19 protein-coding genes and 1 riboswitch are annotated in these 22536 nt (G+C 45.6%); of the genes, 13 read left to right on the top strand and 6 right to left on the bottom strand.

Annotated features, from left to right (window positions below; translation table 11 throughout):
• The first annotated feature begins 148 nt into the window (after positions 1 to 148).
• The 4 genes from BTA30_RS08440 to BTA30_RS08425 all read left to right on the top strand — a co-directional run bounded on the left by BTA30_RS08440 (position 149) and on the right by BTA30_RS08425 (position 4077).
• Positions 149 to 2263 (top strand): heavy metal translocating P-type ATPase, encoded by a 2115-nt coding sequence (locus tag BTA30_RS08440; RefSeq protein ID WP_076760798.1) that lies wholly within the window; start codon positions 149 to 151, stop codon positions 2261 to 2263.
• Positions 2264 to 2389: 126 nt separating this feature from the next.
• A complete protein-coding gene (locus tag BTA30_RS08435; RefSeq protein WP_076760797.1) occupies positions 2390 to 3073 on the top strand; it encodes a DsbA family protein in 684 nt (227 codons plus the stop codon).
• A complete protein-coding gene (locus BTA30_RS08430) occupies positions 3073 to 3486 on the top strand; it encodes a disulfide oxidoreductase (RefSeq protein WP_076760796.1) in 414 nt (137 codons plus the stop codon). The genes BTA30_RS08435 and BTA30_RS08430 overlap by 1 nt, the downstream gene beginning before the upstream one ends.
• Before the next feature lie 105 nt (positions 3487 to 3591).
• Positions 3592 to 4077, top strand: coding sequence for a GNAT family N-acetyltransferase (locus tag BTA30_RS08425; RefSeq protein ID WP_076760795.1), 486 nt, complete (start codon positions 3592 to 3594; stop codon positions 4075 to 4077).
• A 130-nt stretch (positions 4078 to 4207) separates the two neighbouring features.
• On the opposite strand, the gene BTA30_RS08420 is transcribed toward BTA30_RS08425, so the two are convergent.
• Positions 4208 to 4720 carry a GrpB family protein gene (locus BTA30_RS08420; protein ID WP_076760794.1) on the bottom strand — a complete coding sequence of 171 codons (513 nt, stop codon included), beginning with the start codon at positions 4718 to 4720 and terminating at the stop codon, positions 4208 to 4210.
• 148 nt (positions 4721 to 4868) lie between these two features.
• Here BTA30_RS08420 and BTA30_RS08415 point away from each other — a divergent pair, with 148 nt between their 5' ends.
• Complete coding sequence (locus BTA30_RS08415) at positions 4869 to 5477, top strand: trimeric intracellular cation channel family protein (RefSeq protein ID WP_076760793.1); 609 nt, start codon at positions 4869 to 4871, stop codon at positions 5475 to 5477.
• Between the two features lie 181 nt (positions 5478 to 5658).
• A complete protein-coding gene (gene helD / locus BTA30_RS08410; RefSeq protein WP_076760792.1) occupies positions 5659 to 7986 on the top strand; it encodes an RNA polymerase recycling motor HelD in 2328 nt (775 codons plus the stop codon).
• A gap of 239 nt (positions 7987 to 8225) precedes the next feature.
• Here the strand turns inward: helD and BTA30_RS08405 are convergent, their stop codons facing one another.
• Together BTA30_RS08405 and BTA30_RS08400 are read right to left on the bottom strand one after the other, a co-directional pair.
• A complete protein-coding gene (locus tag BTA30_RS08405; protein WP_076760791.1) occupies positions 8226 to 8636 on the bottom strand; it encodes a DUF5412 domain-containing protein in 411 nt (136 codons plus the stop codon).
• Between the two features lie 80 nt (positions 8637 to 8716).
• Entirely contained in the window at positions 8717 to 9865 is a 1149-nt protein-coding gene (locus tag BTA30_RS08400; RefSeq protein ID WP_076760790.1) for an aminotransferase class V-fold PLP-dependent enzyme, read from the bottom strand.
• A 165-nt stretch (positions 9866 to 10030) separates the two neighbouring features.
• Between BTA30_RS08400 and BTA30_RS08395 the strand changes: the two genes are divergently transcribed.
• From BTA30_RS08395 to BTA30_RS08385, 3 genes are all read left to right on the top strand, one after another.
• A complete protein-coding gene (locus tag BTA30_RS08395; RefSeq protein ID WP_076760789.1) occupies positions 10031 to 12043 on the top strand; it encodes a Na+/H+ antiporter in 2013 nt (670 codons plus the stop codon).
• Positions 12044 to 12125: 82 nt separating this feature from the next.
• A complete protein-coding gene (locus tag BTA30_RS08390; RefSeq protein ID WP_076760788.1) occupies positions 12126 to 12986 on the top strand; it encodes an ROK family protein in 861 nt (286 codons plus the stop codon).
• A gap of 87 nt (positions 12987 to 13073) precedes the next feature.
• The gene (locus BTA30_RS08385) at positions 13074 to 13919 is read left to right on the top strand and encodes an aldo/keto reductase (protein WP_076760939.1); all 846 of its coding nucleotides are present in this window, start codon (positions 13074 to 13076) and stop codon (positions 13917 to 13919) included.
• A gap of 48 nt (positions 13920 to 13967) precedes the next feature.
• On the opposite strand, the gene BTA30_RS08380 is transcribed toward BTA30_RS08385, so the two are convergent.
• The 3 genes from BTA30_RS08380 to BTA30_RS08370 all read right to left on the bottom strand — a co-directional run bounded on the left by BTA30_RS08380 (position 13968) and on the right by BTA30_RS08370 (position 18053).
• Positions 13968 to 15419: an MDR family MFS transporter gene (locus tag BTA30_RS08380; protein ID WP_076760787.1), complete on the bottom strand. Its 1452-nt coding sequence runs from the start codon at positions 15417 to 15419 to the stop codon at positions 13968 to 13970.
• Positions 15420 to 15620: 201 nt separating this feature from the next.
• Positions 15621 to 17480 carry an LTA synthase family protein gene (locus tag BTA30_RS08375; protein ID WP_076760786.1) on the bottom strand — a complete coding sequence of 620 codons (1860 nt, stop codon included), beginning with the start codon at positions 17478 to 17480 and terminating at the stop codon, positions 15621 to 15623.
• Positions 17481 to 17582: 102 nt separating this feature from the next.
• Positions 17583 to 18053: a metal-dependent hydrolase gene (locus BTA30_RS08370; protein ID WP_076760785.1), complete on the bottom strand. Its 471-nt coding sequence runs from the start codon at positions 18051 to 18053 to the stop codon at positions 17583 to 17585.
• Between the two features lie 227 nt (positions 18054 to 18280).
• Here BTA30_RS08370 and sspJ point away from each other — a divergent pair, with 227 nt between their 5' ends.
• The 4 genes from sspJ (at position 18281) to BTA30_RS08350 (ending at position 22533) form a co-directional block, all read left to right on the top strand.
• Positions 18281 to 18439, top strand: a complete 159-nt coding sequence (sspJ, locus tag BTA30_RS08365) for a small acid-soluble spore protein SspJ (RefSeq protein WP_076760784.1) — start codon at positions 18281 to 18283, stop codon at positions 18437 to 18439.
• Between the two features lie 162 nt (positions 18440 to 18601).
• A riboswitch (Lysine riboswitch) is annotated at positions 18602 to 18778 on the top strand.
• A 112-nt stretch (positions 18779 to 18890) separates the two neighbouring features.
• On the top strand, positions 18891 to 20297 hold the full coding sequence (locus BTA30_RS08360) for an amino acid permease (protein ID WP_076760783.1): 1407 nt from the start codon (positions 18891 to 18893) through the stop codon (positions 20295 to 20297).
• A 152-nt stretch (positions 20298 to 20449) separates the two neighbouring features.
• Positions 20450 to 21514, top strand: coding sequence for a FecCD family ABC transporter permease (locus tag BTA30_RS08355; RefSeq protein ID WP_076760782.1), 1065 nt, complete (start codon positions 20450 to 20452; stop codon positions 21512 to 21514).
• Positions 21515 to 21549: 35 nt separating this feature from the next.
• Positions 21550 to 22533 carry a FecCD family ABC transporter permease gene (locus BTA30_RS08350; RefSeq protein ID WP_239693649.1) on the top strand — a complete coding sequence of 328 codons (984 nt, stop codon included), beginning with the start codon at positions 21550 to 21552 and terminating at the stop codon, positions 22531 to 22533.
• The last annotated feature ends 3 nt before the right edge of the window (positions 22534 to 22536 follow it).

Raw genomic sequence — 22536 nt, 5'->3', positions numbered from 1 at the left:
AGGTATGCGGGGGAATAATGAAACAGCTTTTCCTGTGGAGTTGATTGACACATTTTCTGAACAGAGCATATAATAGGGTTACAGGTTATATGCATATATGCTCATATATAAAATAAATCGTTCCGGCGCTGAAAGAAAGGTGAGAGAGATGGAAAAAGTGAAGCAAGAATACACGTTAAACGGTCTTGACTGCGGAAACTGCGCGCAGAAAATCGAAAATGAGATTGCCCGCATGAAGGGGATTGATGCGTGCTCGGTCAATTTTGCCACAAACACTTTGACTGTCAAGATAAATAAAGGCAGCGGTCAAAACATATCTTCAGAAATTAAGAAAAAGGTCACCGCTATTGAACCGCACGTTCAAGTGGCATTGAAAGACGGCGCACCATCTTCACAGTCAGGCAGTGATCAACGCGTCAAAAAAACGATCGCAAGGCTTGTTTTGGGAACCGTTCTCGGCGCGGCCGGCTTTCTTTTTCCCGCCGGCGGCATCACGGAATGGCTTCTCTTTTTCATTGCTTATCTTCTCATTGGCGGCGACGTTGTCTTAAGAGCGATCAAAAACATCTTTCGCGGCCGGGTTTTCGACGAACATTTTTTAATGACAATTGCCACCGCCGGCGCTTTTATCATCCAGCAATACCCTGAAGGGGTAGCCGTCATGCTGTTTTATCAAATCGGCGAGCTGTTTCAGGGAGCTGCGGTCAATCGCTCGCGAAAATCGATCAGCGATTTGATGGATATTCGTCCCGACTATGCCAATCTTCAAACAGGGGATGGAACGGCCAAGGTATCTCCCGAACATGTCAAAGCAGGCGATGTGATCATCATCAAACCGGGAGAAAAAATACCTCTTGACGGCAAGGTTTTAAAAGGAAAATCGATGGTTGATACATCCGCATTAACCGGGGAATCCGTGCCGCGCGAAGCGGCGCCCGGCAATGAAGTGCTGAGCGGATTTGTTAATAAAAACGGCGTGCTTGAGGTGGAAGTCCTCAAAGAATACAGCGATTCAACCGTTTCCAAGATCCTCGATTTGGTTCAGAATGCAAGCAGCAGAAAGGCGAAGACCGAGAATTTTATCACAAAATTCGCCAAGTATTATACACCGTTTGTCGTCATTGTCGCTCTTCTTCTTGCATTTGTTCCGCCTGTGATCGTTCCGGGGGCAATACTATCGGATTGGGTCTACCGGGCGCTTGTCTTTTTGGTTATTTCGTGTCCGTGCGCGCTTGTCGTTTCCATTCCGCTGGGCTTTTTCGGCGGTATCGGGGCCGCATCAAAAGCCGGCATTCTTGTAAAGGGCAGCAATTATTTAGAAGCTTTAAATGATGTCAAATATGCCGTTTTCGATAAGACGGGGACATTGACAAAAGGTGAATTTGCCGTCGTCAAACTATCGCCGGCCGATCAGAAAGCGACAGAGGAAGAGCTCCTTGAATATGCAGCGCTTGCCGAATTCCATTCCGCACACCCGATCGCAGAATCGATTCGCGAAGCATACGGAAAGTCCGTCTCCGCAGAAGCCATTAAGGATTACAGCGAAATGTCCGGCTACGGGGTGAAGGCGGCTGTTAACGGAGTCCGCATTTTGGCCGGAAACGCCAAACTGATGCAGAAAGAAAATATTCGCTATCAAGAGGAAAACGGCATCGGAACCGTTATTTATGTAGCGGCTGATGGCGTGTTTATCGGCTCGATCCTGATTGCTGATGATATAAAAGAAGATGCCGGACATGCGATTTCATCTTTGAAAAAAGCGGGGATTAAAAAAACGGTTATGCTGACAGGTGATGCAAAAGAGGTTGGCGATGCCGTCGGAGAGGCGCTCGCCATTGATGAAGTGCATGCAGAACTCCTCCCGCAGCACAAGGTTGAACGTATTGAAGAACTTGATGGGCAAAAGCTTCCGAAAGAAAAGCTGCTTTTCGCCGGTGACGGAATCAATGATACACCTGTTTTGGCGAGGGCGGATATCGGAATTGCGATGGGCGGTCTCGGTTCTGATGCAGCCGTTGAAGCCGCTGATATCGTGATCATGACAGATCAGCCTTCCAAAATCGCCGAAGCGATACAGATTGCCAAACGGACCAGAAGCATCGTCTGGCAAAATATTATATTTGCACTTGGGATTAAAGGCGTTTTTCTCCTATTGGGCGCTTTCGGTATCGCCACGATGTGGGAAGCCGTATTTTCAGATGTCGGTGTAACGCTTCTTGCCGTTTTAAATGCAATGCGCGTATTAAATGTCAAAGAAATGTAACTTTTTTCCCGCCTTAAGAACCGGAAAAACGTATTTTAGCATCTTCACGAATACGGCTTGTCTTGTTAAAATGAAAGAGATTGTGAAACTGACATATTAAAAAATAAGAAATAATGAGGTGTCTAAGTGAAAAAGAAACAGCAGTCACCGATGAAATTTGCAGTGATATTGACAGTTATCGTCGTTTTTCTGATCGGCGCGCTGGTCGTCCTTAACAACCAAACAGAAAACGCTTCGCAAACATTTGATGACAAGCCTTCAACAGAAGGACAGCCGATCCTCGGAGATAAAGACGCGGCTGTTACGATTACCGAATTCGGAGATTACAAGTGTCCGAGCTGTAAGCAATGGACGGAATCCGTTTTTCCCGATTTGAAAAAAGATTATATCGATAAGGGAAAAGTCAATTTTTCATATATTAATTTCGTCAATCAGCAGCATGGCAGAGGCTCAGAGCTGAGCGCCCTTGCTTCTGAACAAGTATGGAAGGAAGACCCGGATTCATTCTGGACATTCCATGAAGCACTGTACAAAGCGCAGCCTGACAACGATACGATGGAAAATGAGTGGGCGACGCCTGCAAAATTGGCGGATATTGCCGAAGCAAATACAAAGATCAAGCGCGACAAGCTGGTGGGAAGCTTAAATGACAAAACGTTCACAGAGCAGCTTGGAACGGACAGCTCCCTCATCAGCGAATACAACGTGGATTCAACGCCGACGATTTTTGTAAACGGCGTAAAAATCGCCAAACCTTTTGATTATGACAAGATCAAAGAAACGATCGAAAAAGAGCTGAAGGGCAAGTGATGAAAAATAAGTCGTTCCTTCTGTACGGCGCCTGGATCGTCTCTTTAGCGGCGACAATCGGCAGCCTGTATTTCAGCGAAATCCGTAAATTTATTCCTTGTGAACTGTGCTGGTATCAGCGCATCATGATGTATCCGCTGGTGCTGATCCTCGGAATCGCGACATTTCAGGGCGATGTCCGGGTGAAAAAATATGTGCTGCCGATGGCGATTATCGGCGCAGGTATTTCCCTGATGCACTATTTGGAGCAGAAAATTCCCGGATTCAACGGCATTAAACCGTGTATCACCGGAGTTCCTTGTTCAGGGCAATATATCAATTGGTTCGGCTTTATCACCATTCCATTTCTCGCCCTTACCGCATTTATTTTGATTATCATTTTTATGTGCTTTCTCAAGGGTAAAGAGGAGTAAAAAGAGCATTGTCTGACAATGCTCTTTTTTTTATTTTCATACACATGTTCATAGAATAGGTGTTATAATATTTGAAATTATTGGATGGGTTGGAAGGTGATATAAATGGAGTTTAACATTCGCAAAATGGAAAATAAAGACATCCGCCAGGTTCAGCAGGTTGCAAAAGCAAGCTGGAACCATACTTATGAAGGCATGATCCCCATCGACGTTCAAGAGAAATTCCTGCAGAAAGCATACAATAATGAGAGGATGCAGCAACGTTTGGCACACTCGTTAATACTCGTTTCAGAAGCTGACGGAAAAATCATCGGTTTTGCTAACTGCTCCTTTGTCAGAGAAGGAGGAGAGGCCAATCTCGCAGCTATTTATCTATATCCGGAATACCAGGGAAAAGGAATCGGAACCGCATTATTGGAAGAGGGAATCAAGCATTTGGAGGGTGTCAAAAAGCTATTTGTAGAAGTTGAAAAAGATAACCGCAACGGCAAACATTTTTATCAAGCCAAAGGTTTTGAGGATGTCTCCGAATATGAAGAAGACTTTGAAGGGCATATCCTCAAAACAGTCAGAATGATTTTAAACGTATAAGGGCGGTTTTTGTCTTGTTCACTTCGTCATTTGCACATAATAATACAGTAATACAGCCATGATGAAGGCGATAGCTATTGTGATCAATTTATGCTTTGTTTTTCTTGACATATCAGATGCTCCTTTTCGTCTATTCCTGTTGTTTTGCTTTTTCTATGACCGCTGTAATGAACGACTCTTTTCCTTTTGTGTAGGAGGTGCGGTCATGCGGAAAGCGCCGCGCCAAGTCTTTTTTCAATGATTCATAGTCTTTGCACGTTTGCAGGTGCTCTCTTAAATAATGTCGGAATCTCAGCTGATTTTTCCACTCTTCGCTCTGAAAGACATAAATATGCAGGTGATGTGTCCCCGCTCTCCATTGTCCTTTTCTAAAAAAACGTCTTGCCGGAAATGCTTCGTGAATGACATGCTCATAGCCGAGCTTTTGAAGCGGTTCAATGAAGCGGTCAACCTCGCCAAGGTGCTTTACACCAGCCATTAAGTCAATCACGGGTTTTGCAGCCAGTCCGGGAACAGAGGTGCTGCCGATGTGTTCGATTGCCAGCGCGGTTTTTCCGAAGATCTCGTGCAGCTGCTTTTTTTCTTCTTCATATTGCACCAGCCATGAGTCATTTGCATTTTCTATGATAATAGGCTGTTCCATCCAGCTCCCTCCTTCATTTTATTCGGTTTTTCGCTAATATAAAGGATGATTCCTATATTATAAAACATTTTGTTTCACAGGGTTGATTTAAAGGATGAAGAAGTTATAAAATCAAAAAGATTGAAGATGAGTATGGAGGACACCTTAGATGGCTTGGGAAGTGTTGAGCATCATCGGAACGATTGCTTTTGCGATCAGCGGGGCGATTGTCGCAATGGAAGAAGAGTATGATATTTTAGGAGTTTATATATTGGGGATTGTCACTGCCTTTGGCGGGGGAGCCATCAGAAATTTACTGATCGGAGTCCCTGTATCTGCCTTATGGGAGCAGGGGGCGCTGTTTCAAATCGCTCTCGTGTCGATCACGTTTGTGTTTTTGTTTCCGAATCTGCTGTTGAAGCATTGGAAGATATGGGGCAGTTTTTCAGACGCAATCGGACTATCAGCATTTGCGATACAAGGGGCATTATATGCCGTCCACATGAACCATCCGGTCAGCGCAGTGATCGTTGCAGCGGTATTGACCGGCAGCGGCGGCGGAATGATCAGGGATCTCTTGGCCGGGCGCAAGCCGCTTGTCTTGAAAACCGAGATTTACGCCGTTTGGGCCGCTTTAGGCGGATTGATCATCGGGATGGGCTGGGCAGAGAAGCCTTTCACATTGTATATGCTTTTTGCCGTTCTTGTTGCATGCCGTGTATGCTCCTACATGTTTAATTGGAAACTTCCGAACCGCTCGATACGGTCAAACAGCTGAATAACCATAAAAAAAGCCGATTTTTCATTGATTGAAAAGTCGGCTTTTTGTTGATTTTATTGATCTTGATGTGATAAGATGAAGTGTATTTTAACATTAATTTTCAATATTTATAATTATATCCATAATTATTTTATCATGAATCTTTTTCGATGTCAAATCTTTTTAGGGAGTGATCCGCATGGAAGAAACCAATAAGGAATGGCTTGAAGAGGAGAAACGAATTGAACTCGTTTTAAAAGAATTAGATCGAAAGCTTCATTCTCTAAAGAGAAAGACCGGCGGCATAAAAGAGGACATCATTGGTTTAAGAAAAAACTTTTGGGATGATGTGACATTGAACTTGGCCGATGAAAATGAAGCGGTCGAAACATTTTCAAGCATTAAACAGCAGGCGGAGGTTTTATCAGAAAGGGAGAGAAGCCATAAGCAGTTTTACAGCCAATTGAAAAAGTTTTTAAAAGTGAAGGATTCACCTTATTTTGGCCGCGTCGACTTTTTAGAGGATGGAGATGAAACGGCTGAATCTGTATACATCGGACTCGGTTCATTGATGGATGAGAAGGAAGAGCGGTTTTTGATCTATGACTGGCGGGCGCCGATCTCCAGTTTGTTTTACAACCATGCGCCCGGGTCGGCGCAATATGAGGTTCCGGAAGAAACGATCAACGGAACGATAGAGCTGAAACGGCAGTTTCTCATCAAAAACGGCCGGCTGAAAGCAATGTTTAATACAGATATGGCGATTGGAGATGAACTGCTGCAGGAAGTGCTGGGGAATCAGGCCAATATCCAGATGAAAAGCATTGTTGCGACGATTCAGAAAGAACAAAATCAAATCATTCGCAATGATACGAGCCGTTATTTAATTGTCGAAGGGACGGCGGGCAGCGGAAAAACGTCGGCAGCGCTTCAGAGGGCAGCTTATCTGCTGTACCGCGGGCGAGGACGAATCGAGTCCAATCAATTGCTGCTTTTTTCTCCGAATCTTCTTTTTAACAGCTATGTTGCCAATGTCCTGCCGGAGCTTGGCGAAGAAAACATTCAGCAGACAACGTTTCAGGAATATTTGGAACGGCATCTCGGAAAGCAGGTGGCTTGTGAAACGCCGTTCGATCAATTGGAATATTGTTTGACGGCTTCGGAAAATGAAGATGACCCGGGCCGGATGAAATCGATTGCTTATAAATCGAGCCTGGCGTTCAAAGCCCTTATTGATAATTATGCAAGCTATTTGGCGAAGGGACACTTGCTGTTTAAAAATATTGTTTTCCGCGGAAAAAGAATCGTAGCAGCCGATCAAATCCGTGATTTCTTTCAAACGCTGGATTCCTCAGAACCGCTTCCATACCGGATTGAGCTTACGGCGAAATGGCTGCTGAAGATATTGAAAACACAGGAGCAGGAGGAAAGAAAAAAAGAATGGCCGCTTGAAAAAATCGAGCTGCTGGACAAAGAGGAGTATTTGAAAGTCTATAAACAGCTTCAGGAAGAACGGCGGTTTGCCGGGGATACCTTTGATGATTATGAGAGGGAGCAAGATCTGCTCGCAAAAATGATTGTCGAAAGGGAATTCAAACCGCTGATACAAGCAGTGAAGGCATTAGGCTTTATTGACTTCAAGAGAACGTATTTGCAGCTCTTTTCAGACTGGAATCATTCGGTCCCCCGTCCGGATGGCTGGGAAAGCATTTGTGCATACACGGCAAAAAGCTTTCACTACAGCCGGATGCCGTATGAAGATGCCGTTCCGTTTTTATATGTGAAAAACCATATCAAAGGCGGAGGAAAAAATACGTCAGTCCGGCATTTATTCATTGATGAGGCGCAGGATTACTCGCCATTTCAGCTGGCTTTTCTCAAACAGCTGTTTCCTGCATGCAAAATGACGATTTTAGGTGATTTTAATCAAGCGATTCTTGCCCATACATCTCGTGAAAAAGCGCTTCTTTCAAAGGATGTGTTTGAAGGGGAGAAAACGGAGACGATCAAGCTGAAGCGAAGCTACAGATCGACAAGGGAGATCGTTGAGTTTACAAAGCGAATGGTGAAGGGCGGCGATGAGATCGAGGCTTTTAACCGGGAGGGTGTAAAGCCGACATTAACGGTCTCGGCCGATGAAGCGGCCCATCATGAAAAAATAGCTACCTGCATTAGGGGCCTTCAACATAAAGGGAGGGAGACAATTGCGGTCATCTGCAAAACGGTTCAGGAATGCAGAGAAGCGGCAAGGCATCTGCAAAATGATACGGAGCTGAAGCTGATGGATAAAGAAACGCGCACATTCCGAAAAGGTGTGCTGGTGATCCCCGTATATCTTGCAAAAGGCATCGAGTTTGACGCCGTCATCCTCTATGACGGCTCGAAAAAACGATATTGGCGCGAAAGAGAGCGGACGCTGTTTTACACCGCCTGTACAAGAGCGATGCATGAACTCCACCTTTTTTCGCTTGGAGAGGAAAGCCCGTTTTTAAATGATATTCCGGGCGGGATGTACACAAGGAGATGAGAGTGACACATCACTCTCTTCAGCGTCGACAAAAAACCCTCGCATTCGTTGTCAGGCCTGCTGGGTCGGTGCCGACGTTCAAGGAAGGAACGCCGCCGTCATCACATCCTGTGAAAGTCCGCTCCGATGCTCGATTTTCCTAGACTGTGAAGGTTTCGAGTCACGCTGAAAAGGATGGAAAAATCCTGAAACTTTAAACTGTTTTAGGATTTTGTCAACAATCTAAAGAGAGTGACACATCACTCTCTTCTCCAATCATATGTATCTGTACGGACGTCGAGCACCTTGTTATTAATGGATACATGATGGTTGTCTTTCCATTTGACTTGTGCGTCATACTCTTTATATCCCCAATAAATATTCCTCTGTTTGCCGGTTGAGACGTTTGTCAATTCTCCTCTGACGGAATAAGAGCCGGTTGCACGGCCTTTCTTCACCCTATATATGTTTAATTTGTATTGCTGGTTTGGCGAAGAAGAAGATTGAATCCATTTCCCCTCCGGCAAATGATTCATCGAGTAAAAATGGGTATATACCACATAACTGATGGGAATGCCGACTGCAAGGATGATCGCCAAAAGTGCAAACACGACTTTTCTGCGGCTGTTCTTTTTTGTCTCTTCTAATTCTTCATCGATATAGCTCTTCAATATGTCTCATTCCTTGATGAAAAATGTTTTTTTATAGTTTAAGTAAAAAATCCTTATCTGTCTATTTTGAAGACAGGCCCCTAGATTTTACGGCGGCCGTGCATCAATGCGGCAATCGCATCAATTGTATGTTCAATTTCCTCTTTCGTATTATAAAAATGGGGGGCGATTCTGATCACATCATTTCTCGATGATGTGATGATGTTTTTTTCCCGCAATAAGGACTCGATTCGGGATGCCTGTTCGGAGCGAATCGAAATCAGGCTTGTTCTGTTATGAACGGTTTGCGGACCGATGATCTGCAAGCCTTTTTCTTTGCCGTGCTGTAAAGAAAATCGGGCAAGCTTTTGCAAATAAGATTCGATCTGAACAGGTGCGGCTTCAAGCAGCAGCTTGAGCGCCGCGTCTGCTGCATAAAGGCCGATGAATGACGGTGTACCGGTCTCAAAGCGTTTCGCCCCCTCTGCAAAGCCTGAGTGATGCAAATCAAACGCAAATGGCTTGTCCTTGCCGAACCAGCCGGTCATTTTTGGCTGAAACTGTTCAGAGAGTTCGCGTTTGATATACAAAAACGCCGTCCCTGGAATGCCAAGCATGTATTTGCGTGTCCCCGCTGCGAGAATATCGATGTCCATGTCTTTGACATTGATCGGAATATGTCCGGCGGATTGGTAAGCATCCACAAATAAAAGCGAGCCTTTTTGATGGACGATGCCAGCGATATCTTTCAAATTTTGTTTAAAGCCGTTGTAATAGCTGACATGCGGTACACACGTCAAAAGTGTCTGATCGCTGATCTGCTTTTCAAATTGCTCTAAGCGAATCATGCCGTCTTCGCCATGTATAACGGCGAGGTTATATTTGAAGCGGTCTTGTGCCAGCCAAATTTGGCCGATGGCAGGGAAGTCAATGTCTGTGAAAGCAATCTGATTTCTGTGAGGCTGTTCAGGAAGAGACACGGCGATTGCCGAAACTGCGTCGGAAACAGATGATAAAACGGCGATCTCCTCTTTTTCAGCTCCGATCAGCCGGGAGAACTTTTCCTTTGCCTCTTCCATCTTTTTAAGAAGCGCTTCCCAATTCAAACCGCCCTTAAGAAGTGCGCTGCGATACTCATCAATCGCCCCTGAAACAGGAAGTGCCAAAGCGCTTCCTGAGCAGGCGCCCAGGTGAATATGTGTTGACAATACGGGAAATAAAGAACGGTAAGCATGATATGGATGATCCATGATATTCCCTCCCGCAATAAAACTTCGTTTTTGCTGTAGAAAAACCTCTTTTCAGCTCTGTACACCGCGAATGTATATGTTCCTCGATTTCATGAATACTGAACAAAGAAGAACTCATTCATGACAGCCGTCAGGACTGCTTCGCGGCAGTTAGGAGGTGCATCAGTGACCGTTTTCCTCGCCGTTTTGGTTTTGCTGACCATCATTGCAATCTCAAATATCGTTCATCGGTTTCTTCCATTTGTTCCGGTCCCTCTCATTCAGGTGGGATTAGGCATCATAGCGGCTGATTTTCCGGGCGGTCTCCATATTTCGCTCAGCCCAGAGCTGTTTTTCGTTTTATTCATCGCACCGCTTTTGTTTCATGACGGAAGGAGGATACCGAGAAATGAATTATGGAAATTGCGGACGCCGATCCTGCTTTTGGCATTTGGTCTCGTCTTTGTGACCGTGCTTATAGGCGGATATGCGATTCATTGGCTGATTCCGCAAATTCCATTAGCAGCCGCTTTTTCGCTTGCTGCCATCTTATCGCCGACAGATGTTGTAGCCGTCAGTGCGCTTTCGAAAAGAATCAATTTGCCCAAGGATATGATGCGTCTTCTTGAGGGAGAGGGCTTAATGAACGATGCATCAGGACTTGTCGCCTTTAAATTTGCTATCGCTGCAGCTGTGACAGGCGCTTTTTCCTTGTCTGAGGCTGTGCTCAGTTTTTTTATCATTGCGATTGGCGGGCTTTTTAGCGGGGCTGTTCTTTCTTTTTTAATTCTGAGGTTTCGATATTTGCTCCGCCGCTTAGGGATGGAGGATGTCACCATGCATATGCTGATTCAAATCCTGACGCCATTTGTGATTTATTTGGCGGCTGAAGAGCTCGGCGCATCGGGCATCCTCGCTGTTGTGGCAGGCGGCATCACTCATGCGGCCGAGCATGACCGAGCCGAATCGGCAATAGTCAAGCTGCAAATCGTTTCATCCAGCACCTGGGGGATCATTTTGTTTATTTTAAACGGCCTCGTGTTTGTCATTCTCGGCTTGCAAATGCCTGAGGCGCTATCCGTCATTTTTGGCGATGAAGCGTTTAATAATGCAAAAGTCATCAGCTACATCGTGCTCATTACACTGCTTTTCATGAGTCTTCGCTTTATGTGGGTTTTTCTATTTTGGCAGGGGAATTGGGGGCAGCAAATAAAAGCGGCTTCAGGAAGGGATAAGCTGCGCTCCATACTGCAAATTTCAATATCCGGTGTGAGGGGCGCCGTCACGCTTGCCGGAGCGTTTTCGATTCCTTTCGTATTAGAGAACGGCCGCCCTTTTCCGGAACGTGATTTGATCATTTTTTTAGCCGCCGGCGTCATTTTGTGCACATTGCTGACGGCAAGCATCTTTTTGCCGCTGCTTTCTGAAAGAAAAGTGCAATCAGCCGCCGGCAGCCAGCTGCAAAGCGTAAGAAGAAAGTTAATGAAAACAACGATCAAGGCTTTAAAAGAGGAGATGAACGAAAATAACCGAGCAGCTGCTTTAGCCGTCATATCAGAATACAATGAGAGATTAAAGGGGCTCAAAGTGGAGCAGTATTCGCTGAAACAGCATTTGCGACTCAAAAAGATGGAAAACAAAATCCGTATTTATGCTTTGAAAGCTGAACAGGCGGAACTAGAAAAAATGCAGAAAAACAAACAGATTACAGATCAAATTGCACATCAGCTGCAAGAAAGGCTGCGAGAAAAGGAACTGCTTTTTTCCAATCCGTTTAAAGCAGATGTTTCACTCATGAAATGTCAGCATCTGATCGAGAGCCTGTTCTCCGCCAGCCGTAAGCAAGACATGCAGCGGCCCTCCGATCGAAACGGCGATATGCTGAGAACATCCCGAATCCAAATGGCAAAAGCGGCAATCGAAGCGGTAAAAAAACATATGAATGACGATAATCAAGAGGCGTCCAAGTCCGTCATCGCCTTTTACCGCCACTTCATCCTCACGCTTCAGCACGGTGATGCCGGCCGAAGGAAAAGCAGCCGTTATGAAAGACAGAAAAAAGAGATCCGTTTAAAATCGGTGCAGATCATTCGCAATGAAATTCAGCAGCTGTTTGAAAGCCGGCAAATTTCCAGGGAAACGGCCTATCGGCTCCGCCAGTACATGAATGACCTGGAAGCCTCGATGCTGTATGAATAGAATAGGCTTCAATTGCTTTCCTTCATTGTCTGATTTATCATTCAATTGTAGAAGTTAAAACAGACGAAAAGGAGTACAGAGGATGAACTATTACGGTGCAATTGAGGCGGGCGGCACAAAATTTGTTTGTGCGGTTGGAACAGAAAACGGGGAAATCATAGACAAGCAGACATTTCCGACGGAAACACCTGAAGAAACAATCGGAAGGCTCATCACTTTTTTTGAAAATCATCATCTCACATCATTGGGAGTCGGTTCGTTTGGACCTATTTCTGTGGCGAAGGGGAAGGACAACTACGGCTATATTACAAATACGCCCAAATTGGCTTGGCGCAACTATCCTTTGATTCCTGAACTTAAAAAAAGGCTGGGTATTCCCGTTTCTTTCACAACAGATGTCAATGCCGCAGCATTGGGGGAAATCAGCAAAGGAGCAGCACAAGGGCTGAACAGCTGTTTATATATTACGGTTGGGACCGGAATCGGCGCCGGGGCGATTGTCGGGGGTGAATTAGTTCAAAGCGCTTCACATCCTGAAATGGGTCATATTCTTATCAGACGCAGTCCGCAAGATTCTTTTAAGGGAAACTGCCCGTATCACAATAACTGCCTTGAGGGGATGGCAGCAGGCCCGGCTCTTGAAAAACGCTGGGGACAACAAGGAAAGGAATTAGCCGGCCGAAAAGAGGTATGGGAACTTGAAGCCGATTATTTAGCTCAAGCGCTCATGCAATACATCCTTATTTTATGCCCCGAGAAAATCATTATGGGCGGCGGGGTCATGAAACAGCAGCAATTGTTTCCGCTCATTCGGGAAAAGCTTTCCGAATATGTAAACGGATACGTTGATCTGCCTGATCTCGATCAGTATATCGTACCGCCGGGACTGGGTGACAATGCGGGGATCACGGGAGCGCTCGTTTTGGCCCTTTCTGCCGAATGAGCAATTTATTATGTCAAATCCCTCCATTATGAGATAATGGAGGTGATGCTGCAAACGCATCTGAATAAAAGAAAGGTGGTCGTTCAAATGGTAAGCAGTTTAAAGGATACTGTGACATTACATAACGGAGTAAAAATGCCTTGGTTTGGTCTTGGAGTTTTCAAAGTGGAAGAGGGCAGCCAGGTCGTTGAATCTGTTAAAGCAGCCATTAAAAACGGATACCGGAGTATCGATACGGCTGCTATCTATCAAAATGAAGAAGGCGTCGGCAAGGGAATTAAAGAATCAGGCATTGCCCGCGAAGAGCTTTTCGTCACTTCAAAAGTGTGGAACAGCGACCAAGGCTATGAAAAAACATTGGCGGCTTTTGATGAAAGTCTTAGAAAACTCGGCCTTGACTACCTTGATTTATTTCTGATTCATTGGCCGGGTAAAGACAAAGGCAAATATAAAGAGACATGGCGCGCATTAGAGAAGCTGTACAAAGACGGCAGAGTGAAAGCCATCGGCGTCAGCAACTTCAATGTGCATCATTTGGAAAGCTTATTGGCAGAAGCGGAAATCAAACCGATGGTCAATCAAGTTGAATTCCATCCGCGGTTAACACAGCTCGAATTAAGAGATTACTGCAAAAAGCAGGGCATCCAGCTGGAAGCATGGTCTCCGCTCATGCAGGGGAAACTGCTTGATCATGAAGTGCTGACTGAAATCGCTAAAAAATACAATAAATCCGTTGCACAGGTTATTCTGCGCTGGGATCTGCAAAACGGAGTCGTCACCATCCCGAAATCAGTCAAAGAACACCGCATTATTGAAAATGCCGACATTTTTGACTTTGAATTATCAAAAGAAGATGTGGAAAACATCAATGCACTCAACAAAGATGAGCGTGTAGGTCCAGATCCTGAAACAATGGACAGAGGATTTGAATGATCTTAATCGTAAAAAAATCCCGGGTTCTATAAAAGAGCCCGGGATTTTTTATTTTTCGTGAAGAACGAGACGGCTTTTCGCCTGTTTTCTTCTGCGGTCGTCCAAACGGCCGCGGTGGTTTTGCTTAATAAAGAATGAGAGGATCAATCCGATCCCGGATAAAGCAGCCGCGGTCATAAACGCCAGATTGACTCCGTGAATCATCGCCGTATCTGAACCGGGGCCAGCCGGATCGGCAAGCGCCCGCTGTGTCATGATGGTAATCAGAACAGCCGTGCCGATCGATCCCGACATTTGCCTCATCGTGTTATTCATGGCTGTGCCGTGCGGAATCAAATGGCGCGGCAGCTGGTTCAGCCCTGCTGTCGTGACAGGCATTAACACCATCCCCATCCCGATCATCCGAATCGCGTAGACGGTGGAAAGGTAGGCGAATGGAGTTGTTGTGGACAAGTGGGTTAATAACAGCGTTGTAACGAATATCGCTGTTAAACCGGTAATGCTCAAGATGCGCGCGCCGATTTTATCAAATATTCTTCCTGTAATCGGGGACATCAGCCCCATCACCACAGCGCCCGGAAACAGCATCATTCCGGATTCCATTGCGGTGAAATGGCGCATATCCTGCATGTAAATCGGGACGATCGTCGCCGCTCCGATCATCGCCATAAAGACGACCATGCCGATAACAGTGGCGAGCGTAAACATCGGGTATTTAAACACCCTGAATTCTAAAATCGGCTCTTTTAAATGGAGCTGCCTCCAAATGAACCAAAAAAGTGTGACACTTCCGACAGCAAAGCCGATCAGCACATCGACGCCGGTCCAGCCGACAACACCTGCGCTGCTGAAGCCGTATAAAATGCCGCCGAAACCCAAAGAAGACAAAATGATTGAAGGCATATCCATCTTAGGAGATGTTTGTTCTGTCACATTTTTTAAAATAAAATAGGCGACAATCATGTCAATGATAGCGAATGGCAGCAAGAGATAAAACAGCACTTCCCATGGGTAGCGATCGACGATCCAGCCGGACAAAGTCGGTCCGATCGCAGGGGCAAAGGCAATAACAAGACCCACCATTCCCATAGCAGAGCCGCGTTTTTCCTTCGGGAAAATCAATAAAAGCACCGTCTGCATCAATGGCATCATAATCCCTGCACCGGCCGCCTGCACGATTCGTCCCACTATCAAAACAGGAAAGCTGAAGGAGAGAGCGCAAATCAGCGTTCCCGCTGTGAATAAAGCCATTGCTGCCATAAACAGCTTTCTGGTTGTAAATTTTTCAATTAAAAAAGCCGTAACAGGAATCATGATTCCGTTCACGAGCATAAAAATCGTCGTCAGCCACTGGGCAAGGCCGGGTGTAATGTTTAAATCTTTCATGATCGGCGGAAGAGCCGTCGTCAGCAGCGTCTGATTTAAAATCGCGATAAAAGTCCCTGTAATCAGGACGGCTACAATCGGTAATTTATTTGTTGTATGTTGTGTTTCACTCATTTTAAAACCTTCTTAATCATCATATTTTTATAACACTTTATGAAATAATCGCTACTCGAAATATCCTCGCTTTTTCAGGGTAACGAAGGAGCTCCAAAACCGCAAGTTCATTTCAAATATTCGGTATATAATACCCATCCGTCACCCAATTTAAACAGCCCCTTAAAGCGGGCGCGCGAGCCGGCTTTAAGGGGGAACGCACTATTTTTTATAAAATCTCAGCAAATCTCCATTGATGATTTTATCGGACAGGGAAAGCTCCTCATTTGCTTTTTCTTCAAAAGGACCGCATTTATCCTTGGCATCTTCAATGATCTCTCCGGTTTTTTGCTTGTAGCAAATATTTTTCGTGTAAATATAGTCATCGGTGATAAAGCTTCCGTTTCTTAATACGGCAAAAGGCATTCTCTCTTTAGAAAAAAGGTCATTGCCGAAATGGACCATGCCTTTTGTATCAATTCCGAGCAGGTGAAGCAATGTCGGTTTGACATCCATTTGTCCGCTCGTATCAGATATCGTTTGCGGGTCTTTGTCCGTGATGCCCGGAATGTGGATGATCAGCGGAACCCGCTGGAGCTGGACGGTATCATACGGAGTCATTTCCTCTTTTCCTAAAAACTGTGCAAGAGCCTCATTGTGTGCTTCAGAAATCCCGTAGTGGTCTCCCATCAGGACGATGACCGATTGATCATAGAGCCCGTTTGCTTTCAGCTTCGCGAAGAAATGCTTCAATGATTCATCTTGATAACGGACAGTTGTAACATAACGGTTTAAAACCTCACTATCTGAATCATATTCATCAATCAGCTGATCCTTGTCATCAATTTGAAACGGAAAATGATTCGTCAATGTAATCAGGCTGCTGTAAAACGGCTGTGGCAGATCCTTCATCAGATCGGCCGACTGGGTTAAAAACTCCTCATCTTTCAGCCCCCAGCCGGTTGAATTTTCAGGCGTTACATTGAAATGCTCGACATCAAAAAAGCTGTCAATTCCAAGAGATTTGTACATGACGTCCCTGTTCCAGAACTTCTTATGATTGGCGTGAAAAACGGATGAGGTGTAGTCATGTTTCGCCAGTGTTTTATACATTGAATTGTACTCATTCTCACTTTTTGTGAAAAATACCGAACCGCTCAAAGAAGGATAGAGAGAGTTGGCGACGATAAATTCAGAATCGGATGTTTTACCCTGTTCTGTCTGCTGATAAAAATGGTCGAAATAATAGCTTTTTTTTATGAGATCATTCATAAACGGTGTAATGTCTTCCCCGTTTACTTTCTCATGAATGACGAAGTTCTGGGTTGATTCAAGCGTTACAAAAATGACGTTTCGGCCTTTAGCGATCCCGAACATATCCTGATTCGGCTTGCTGTAGTCGGCATTCGTATAATTTTCGATCGTCGCCAGGCTGTTTTCATCGGCAACCGCTTTTTGCGTTAAATTAAATGTTTGTGAAATGCCGTCAAGGAAATGAAATTGATAGAGCCCGATATTTTTCACCAGTACTTCCCGGTCATATGAATAAGTTAAAAATCTTGGCTGTTCAAGTTCTGATAAAGCAATGTTAAAAAGCGTCATCCCGACAGCTGCCATATAATAGATCTTGACGGCTCTCGGAGATGGCTTGATCCCCGTTCTTCTGCGGGTTTTTGCCAGCCAAATGAGCAGCGCCAAATCAAAGAATAGAGCGATGAACATCGGATCGAACAGTTCCTGAAAACTGCTTCCAAGCCCCCCGAGGTTTTTGGCTTGAAACAACACGGGGATCGTTATGAAATCAATATAGAAACCATAAAAAATGCTGTTTGAAATTAGAACGCCCGTCAGTATGACATTCGCCCCGATTAAAAACAGGCGCTGTGTTTTTTCGCGGAAATAGAGGGTGATGCCAAATACAGGGATGAGAAAGCTAAGCGGGTTTAAAAACAGAATCAGTTCCTGAAGCCAGTTGTCAATCTGTAAATCGAATCCAATTTTGTAAATGAAATATGTTTTCATCCACATGAAAAAAATCGATAAGCATAAAAACCATTGCTTTTTGAAAAATTGTTCCTTCATTTATCAATAGCTCCTCACATATAATCAAGCCCCGCAATAAAACACTTTAAGTTTAAACTACTAAAAAAAGCTTCGGCTGGCAAATCAATTATACCGTGAAATTCAAGCCATTAAACCGGCTATAAAATAACACGAAAGAATGGTGAGGGCTGCCAAGACAGCCTGTTCGGCCTTCCCGCCCGTCTTGATATAAAGCGGAAGGCGGAACTTGATGGAGGACGGAAAGAAAAGCTTGATACCGTTTGTCGTACCTGCATCAAGGAGCAAATGGCTGGCCATTCCCGCCATCAGTCCGACAAGTATGCTCTGATCAGTTAAATATAAGTGCGCTGCAAATGCGGTAAGCAGCAAAAAGAGCAGGCTGTGTGTAAATGTCCGATGTCCAAAAATGGAGCTGATCAGTGTTGATAAAATCGGAAGCCTCCTGCCTATTTTGCTTTTCGTATGGCAAATATCCGGTATCAATGCTCCAAGAGTACCCGAAGCCGTCATCAATATTGGATCATATCCATAAAAATAAGCGACAGCCGTACAAGAAGCGACTCCCCCCATGATGTGTGTTTTTCCTGTCATATCGCTTCTCCTTTAAGACCTATAACAAATTCCTAAAGAAAACTATATCAAGAGATCTAATGGCCATCAAGACTGATTCTGACAACTTTAGGCCGTCTTTTTTGAATTTTTTCAGCAGAATAATCTAAAAAGATGCCGGTATAAAAAGCTTTTTATTGATATCTTGAATAATTTTTAAATGAAAAGCCAAATTAACATTGTATCACATGATTAAAGAGGTGATTCATTTGGGTTTTCTCTTCAATAAAGACAGAGGAAAAAGCAAAGCCAAAGACCAAAGTGCCATTCAAGGGGCGCTTCAAGACGCAGGTGCAGCGTTAAAAGGAGATCCTCTGCAAGAGGCGGTCAACAAAAAGAAAAATAACCGAACCGATAATCGTCTATAGATGGATGGAAATTGATTCTATCCGCCAAGGCTGCCGCTAAAGGCGGCCTTTTCTATTCACAAAAGCATGCTGATCCGGATTTCCATCACTTCCCTTTGACAGATCAATATTTCTCTGGTAACCTTCGGGAGTGAATATGTGATAAATCCTCACTCTTAACTCTAGTGAGGTAGAGGTTGCGCGGATGATGAGTCACACGTGTGAGGCCGATGGGGTCTATGATCATGTGTAAAAGGCATCAGCGCCGAAGCATAAGGAAGCCATTCATTCTTTATGCTGGGCCTGCATTGAATAAGTGCAGGACTGCCGCGGGTTTTCCCGCGGAGGGCTATCCGGGGATCAAGAGTGTATGTTAATTTAGCATGGACTTTTGTTCATGCTTTTTTTATTTTAAATGATCTCACGGTCTGGTCCGGCATATTTTTTATAAAATGCTCGGAGGTTAAATCTTATGGAACAGACAAAAAAATGGGGCTTCTGGCTTCTTACGGCATTTGTTGTCGGCAATATGGTCGGCTCGGGAATTTTTATGCTCCCAAGCACACTCGCCCAGACGGCGAGCCCGTTCGGCGTAACGGCGGCATGGCTTGTGACGGGTGCGGGCGTGTTAATGATCGCCCTTGTATTCGGACATTTATCGATTCGCCGTCCAGATCTTAAAGCTGGGCCGCAAAGCTATGCAAGAGCCTTATTCTCAGATCGTAAAAAAGGAAATGCTGCGGGCTTTACAATGGTGTGGGGCTACTGGGTGGCAAGCTGGATCAGCAATGTGGCCATCATCACGAGCCTTGCCGGCTATTTGACAACTTTCCTGCCGATTTTAACTGACGGACGTGAGCTGTTTGAACTTGGCGGCCATTCCGTTTCACTTGGACAGCTTTTGACGTTTATCGTTTGTACGATTTTATTGTGGGGCACGCATTTCATCCTTGTCTCTAGTATAAACGGAGCCGGAAAGCTTAACTTTTTGACAACCTTTTCTAAAGTGCTTGGATTCGTCCTGTTTATTGTTGCTGGATTATTCGTTTTTCAGGTGTCTTTATTTGAATCATTTTATTTTCCCATTGAATCAGAAGGCAAAAGCCTAGGACTCGGCGGACAGGTTCACAATGCAGCGATTTCAACCCTGTGGGCGTTTGTCGGCATCGAGTCGGCCGTTATCCTGTCAGGGCGCGCATCCTCTCAGAGGGATGTCAAACGTGCGACGATTACCGGGCTGTTGATTGCCCTCAGCATTTATATGATCATTACTTTAATTACGATGGGGATCATCCCGCATGATCAGCTGCAGGCTTCAGATAAACCGTTCGTTGATGTGCTGCATGCGATTATCGGAGGCTTTGGCAGCGTGGTGATGGCGGTTTTGGCGATCATTTCCTTGTTCGGCTCTATGCTCGGCTGGATTTTGATCGGTTCCGAGGTTCCATATCAGGCAGCAAAGGCCGGCGATTTTCCCGCGTTCTTTGCGAAAACGAACAAAAAAGGAAGCCCGGTCAATTCTCTGCTCGTCACCAATCTGATGTCACAGATTTTTATCTTCTCAACGATTTCGGGAACGATCAGTCAAGCCTTCACGTTTTTAACAACGTCGGCGACGCTTGCTTACCTTGTTCCTTATCTCGTGGCTGCTATTTTCAGCTTGAAGCTGATCCTCAAAGGCGACACATATGATGAGCTGAAAGGATCGCGAACAGGAGACGGTATCATCGCATTGGCCGCCCTTGCGTATTCTTTATGGGTGATTGTCTCGGGTACTTCCGACTGGACCACTTTTATTTTAGGAATCGGGCTGTTTTTTATCGGTCTTGCGATCTATCCGTTCGTCTATAAAAAGTTCAGCCAAAATCAGGCTTCATAAGCTTCTGGCCAGCCGGATCTTCAGTGGAAGACCGGCTGCTTTTTTTATTTCAGCGAAATTTTTTATTAAAAATTTTGCTTAAGGCTGTTATACTATAGAATGAAAATGATAATCGTTATCGATTGTGAATCGAATGAAAGGAATGTCATCGATTGGGGTCATACAGAAACATACGTCATATCAATAGCGGGGATGAGCAGGACAATGGACAGCGTCCGGTTAGCCGTCCCCTTGGAGCGGTTTTTGTCCTTGCGGCCGGGATGATGCTTTTGCTTTTTGGCGCGGCATTGTCGATTGCGCTTGGTGCGGCAGATATCAAACTCGGCACTGTTTGGGACGCGCTTTTTCATTTTAATGAGAAAATGACGACCCATCAAATTATACAGGAGCTGAGGCTGCCAAGAACGGTCAGCGCGGCTCTCGTCGGCGCCTGTCTGGCCGTCTCCGGCGCGATTATGCAGGGCATGACGAGAAACCCGCTTGCATCTCCGGAAATTATGAGTGTAACACAAGGGTCAACCTTTGCTATCGCCATCGCTTTTGCCTTTTTTCCAGGGATCTCATCGATCGGTCTGATGATATGGTCATTTGCCGGCGCAGGCTTTGGAGCCGCGATCGTTTTTGCGGTCGGGATGTTTTCAAGAGGAGGCCTTTCTCCGGTGAAGCTGGCTTTGGCGGGAACGGCTGTGGGAACTTTCTTAAGCGCAATCTCCTCAAGCATTGCGATCCACTTCGATGTGGCGCGCGATATGAGCTTTTGGTATGCCGGCGGTATTGCGGGTATGAAATGGCTGAGCATCCAGCTTTTGCTTCCGGCAGCAGCGCTCGGCATGACGCTTGTCTTTTTCATCGCCCGTTCGATTACGGTGTTAAGCCTGGGGGAAGAATTGGCAAAAGGGCTTGGCCAATATACAAAAACAGTCAAAACGATCGGAATCATTTCCGTTGTTTTGCTGACTGGTGCAGCTGTATCTGCAGCTGGAGCCATAGGTTTCATCGGTCTGATCATTCCCCATATCACCCGCTTTTTAGTCGGAGTGGATTATCGCTGGATTATACCTTGTTCAGCTGTGTTGGGAGCCGTGCTCCTCATCTATGCAGATATAGCGGCACGGATGATCAACCCTCCATTTGAAACACCTGTCGGCGCGGTTACAGCGCTCGTCGGTGTGCCATTCTTCCTCTATTTGGCCCGCCGGGAAAGGAGGGGGCTCTAATGGAGGCGATTAAGAAAAAAAGCAGCCGGGCAGCAATGGTCATGCTGATCATGGCTGTGCTGACGATCGCGGTATTCTTGCTCAGCATGAATACGGGAGAAATACGAATCGCTCCGCTTGATGCGTTGAAAACATTATTCGGCTTTGGAACACCGCAAGATAAGCTGGTGCTTTTTGAATTCCGTCTGCCCCGCATGGTGCTTGCCATGCTGATCGGCGCAGGGGTCGCTATAGCAGGCGCCGTCTGGCAGGGTGTATCTCAAAACGACCTGGCGGACCCGGGGATACTGGGAATCAATGCCGGTGCGGGCTTTGCCGTTGTGCTGTTCATCTTCTTTTTCCAAGGTTCAATCGACGGTCTGCAAACAAGCACGATTTTTTCCTTGCCGATTTTTGCATTTTTTGGGGCCGGTTTTGCGGTTATTCTGATTTATTTGCTGGCGTGGAAAAAAGGGCTCGATCCCATCCGCCTCGTGCTGGTCGGAATCGGGGTCAATGCGGCATTTGCCGCAGCCATCTTGATGCTGCAGCTGAAAATGGACCCGAATGATTTTATGCAGGCGGCTGTTTGGCTGTCAGGAAGCATTTGGAGCTCAAATTGGAGCTCTGTTTCAGCGACCCTGCCGTGGATTGTCGTGCTTATTCCTTTTATCCTCTATAAAGCGCGCTATTTAAATGTACTGAACCTCGGCGATCAGATTGCTCAAGGCCTTGGAACAGCTGTTGAAAAAGAGCGGCGCATACTGTTGTTGGCAGCAGCAGCCCTAAGCGGCGCCTGTGTGGCAGCAGGGGGCAACATCACCTTTCTCGGTCTGGTTGCCCCGCATATCGCGAGAAGACTTGTCGGACCGAAGCATCAGCTGTTGATACCTGCTTCGGCTCTGACCGGTGCATTGCTTTTTCTGCTGGCTGATTTGCTCAGCAGGGTGGTTCTGGCGCCTTCGGAGATTCCCGTAGGGCTTGTCATTTCCGCTTTGGGAGCGCCGTATTTTATCTATTTGCTGATGAAAACAAATTAAAGA

It is taken from the genome of Bacillus swezeyi (assembly GCF_001969815.1).
Classification (GTDB): Bacteria; Bacillota; Bacilli; order Bacillales; family Bacillaceae; genus Bacillus; species Bacillus swezeyi.
Note: the sequence above shows the minus strand (reverse complement) of the source record. Positions and strands in the feature narration are given on the sequence as shown.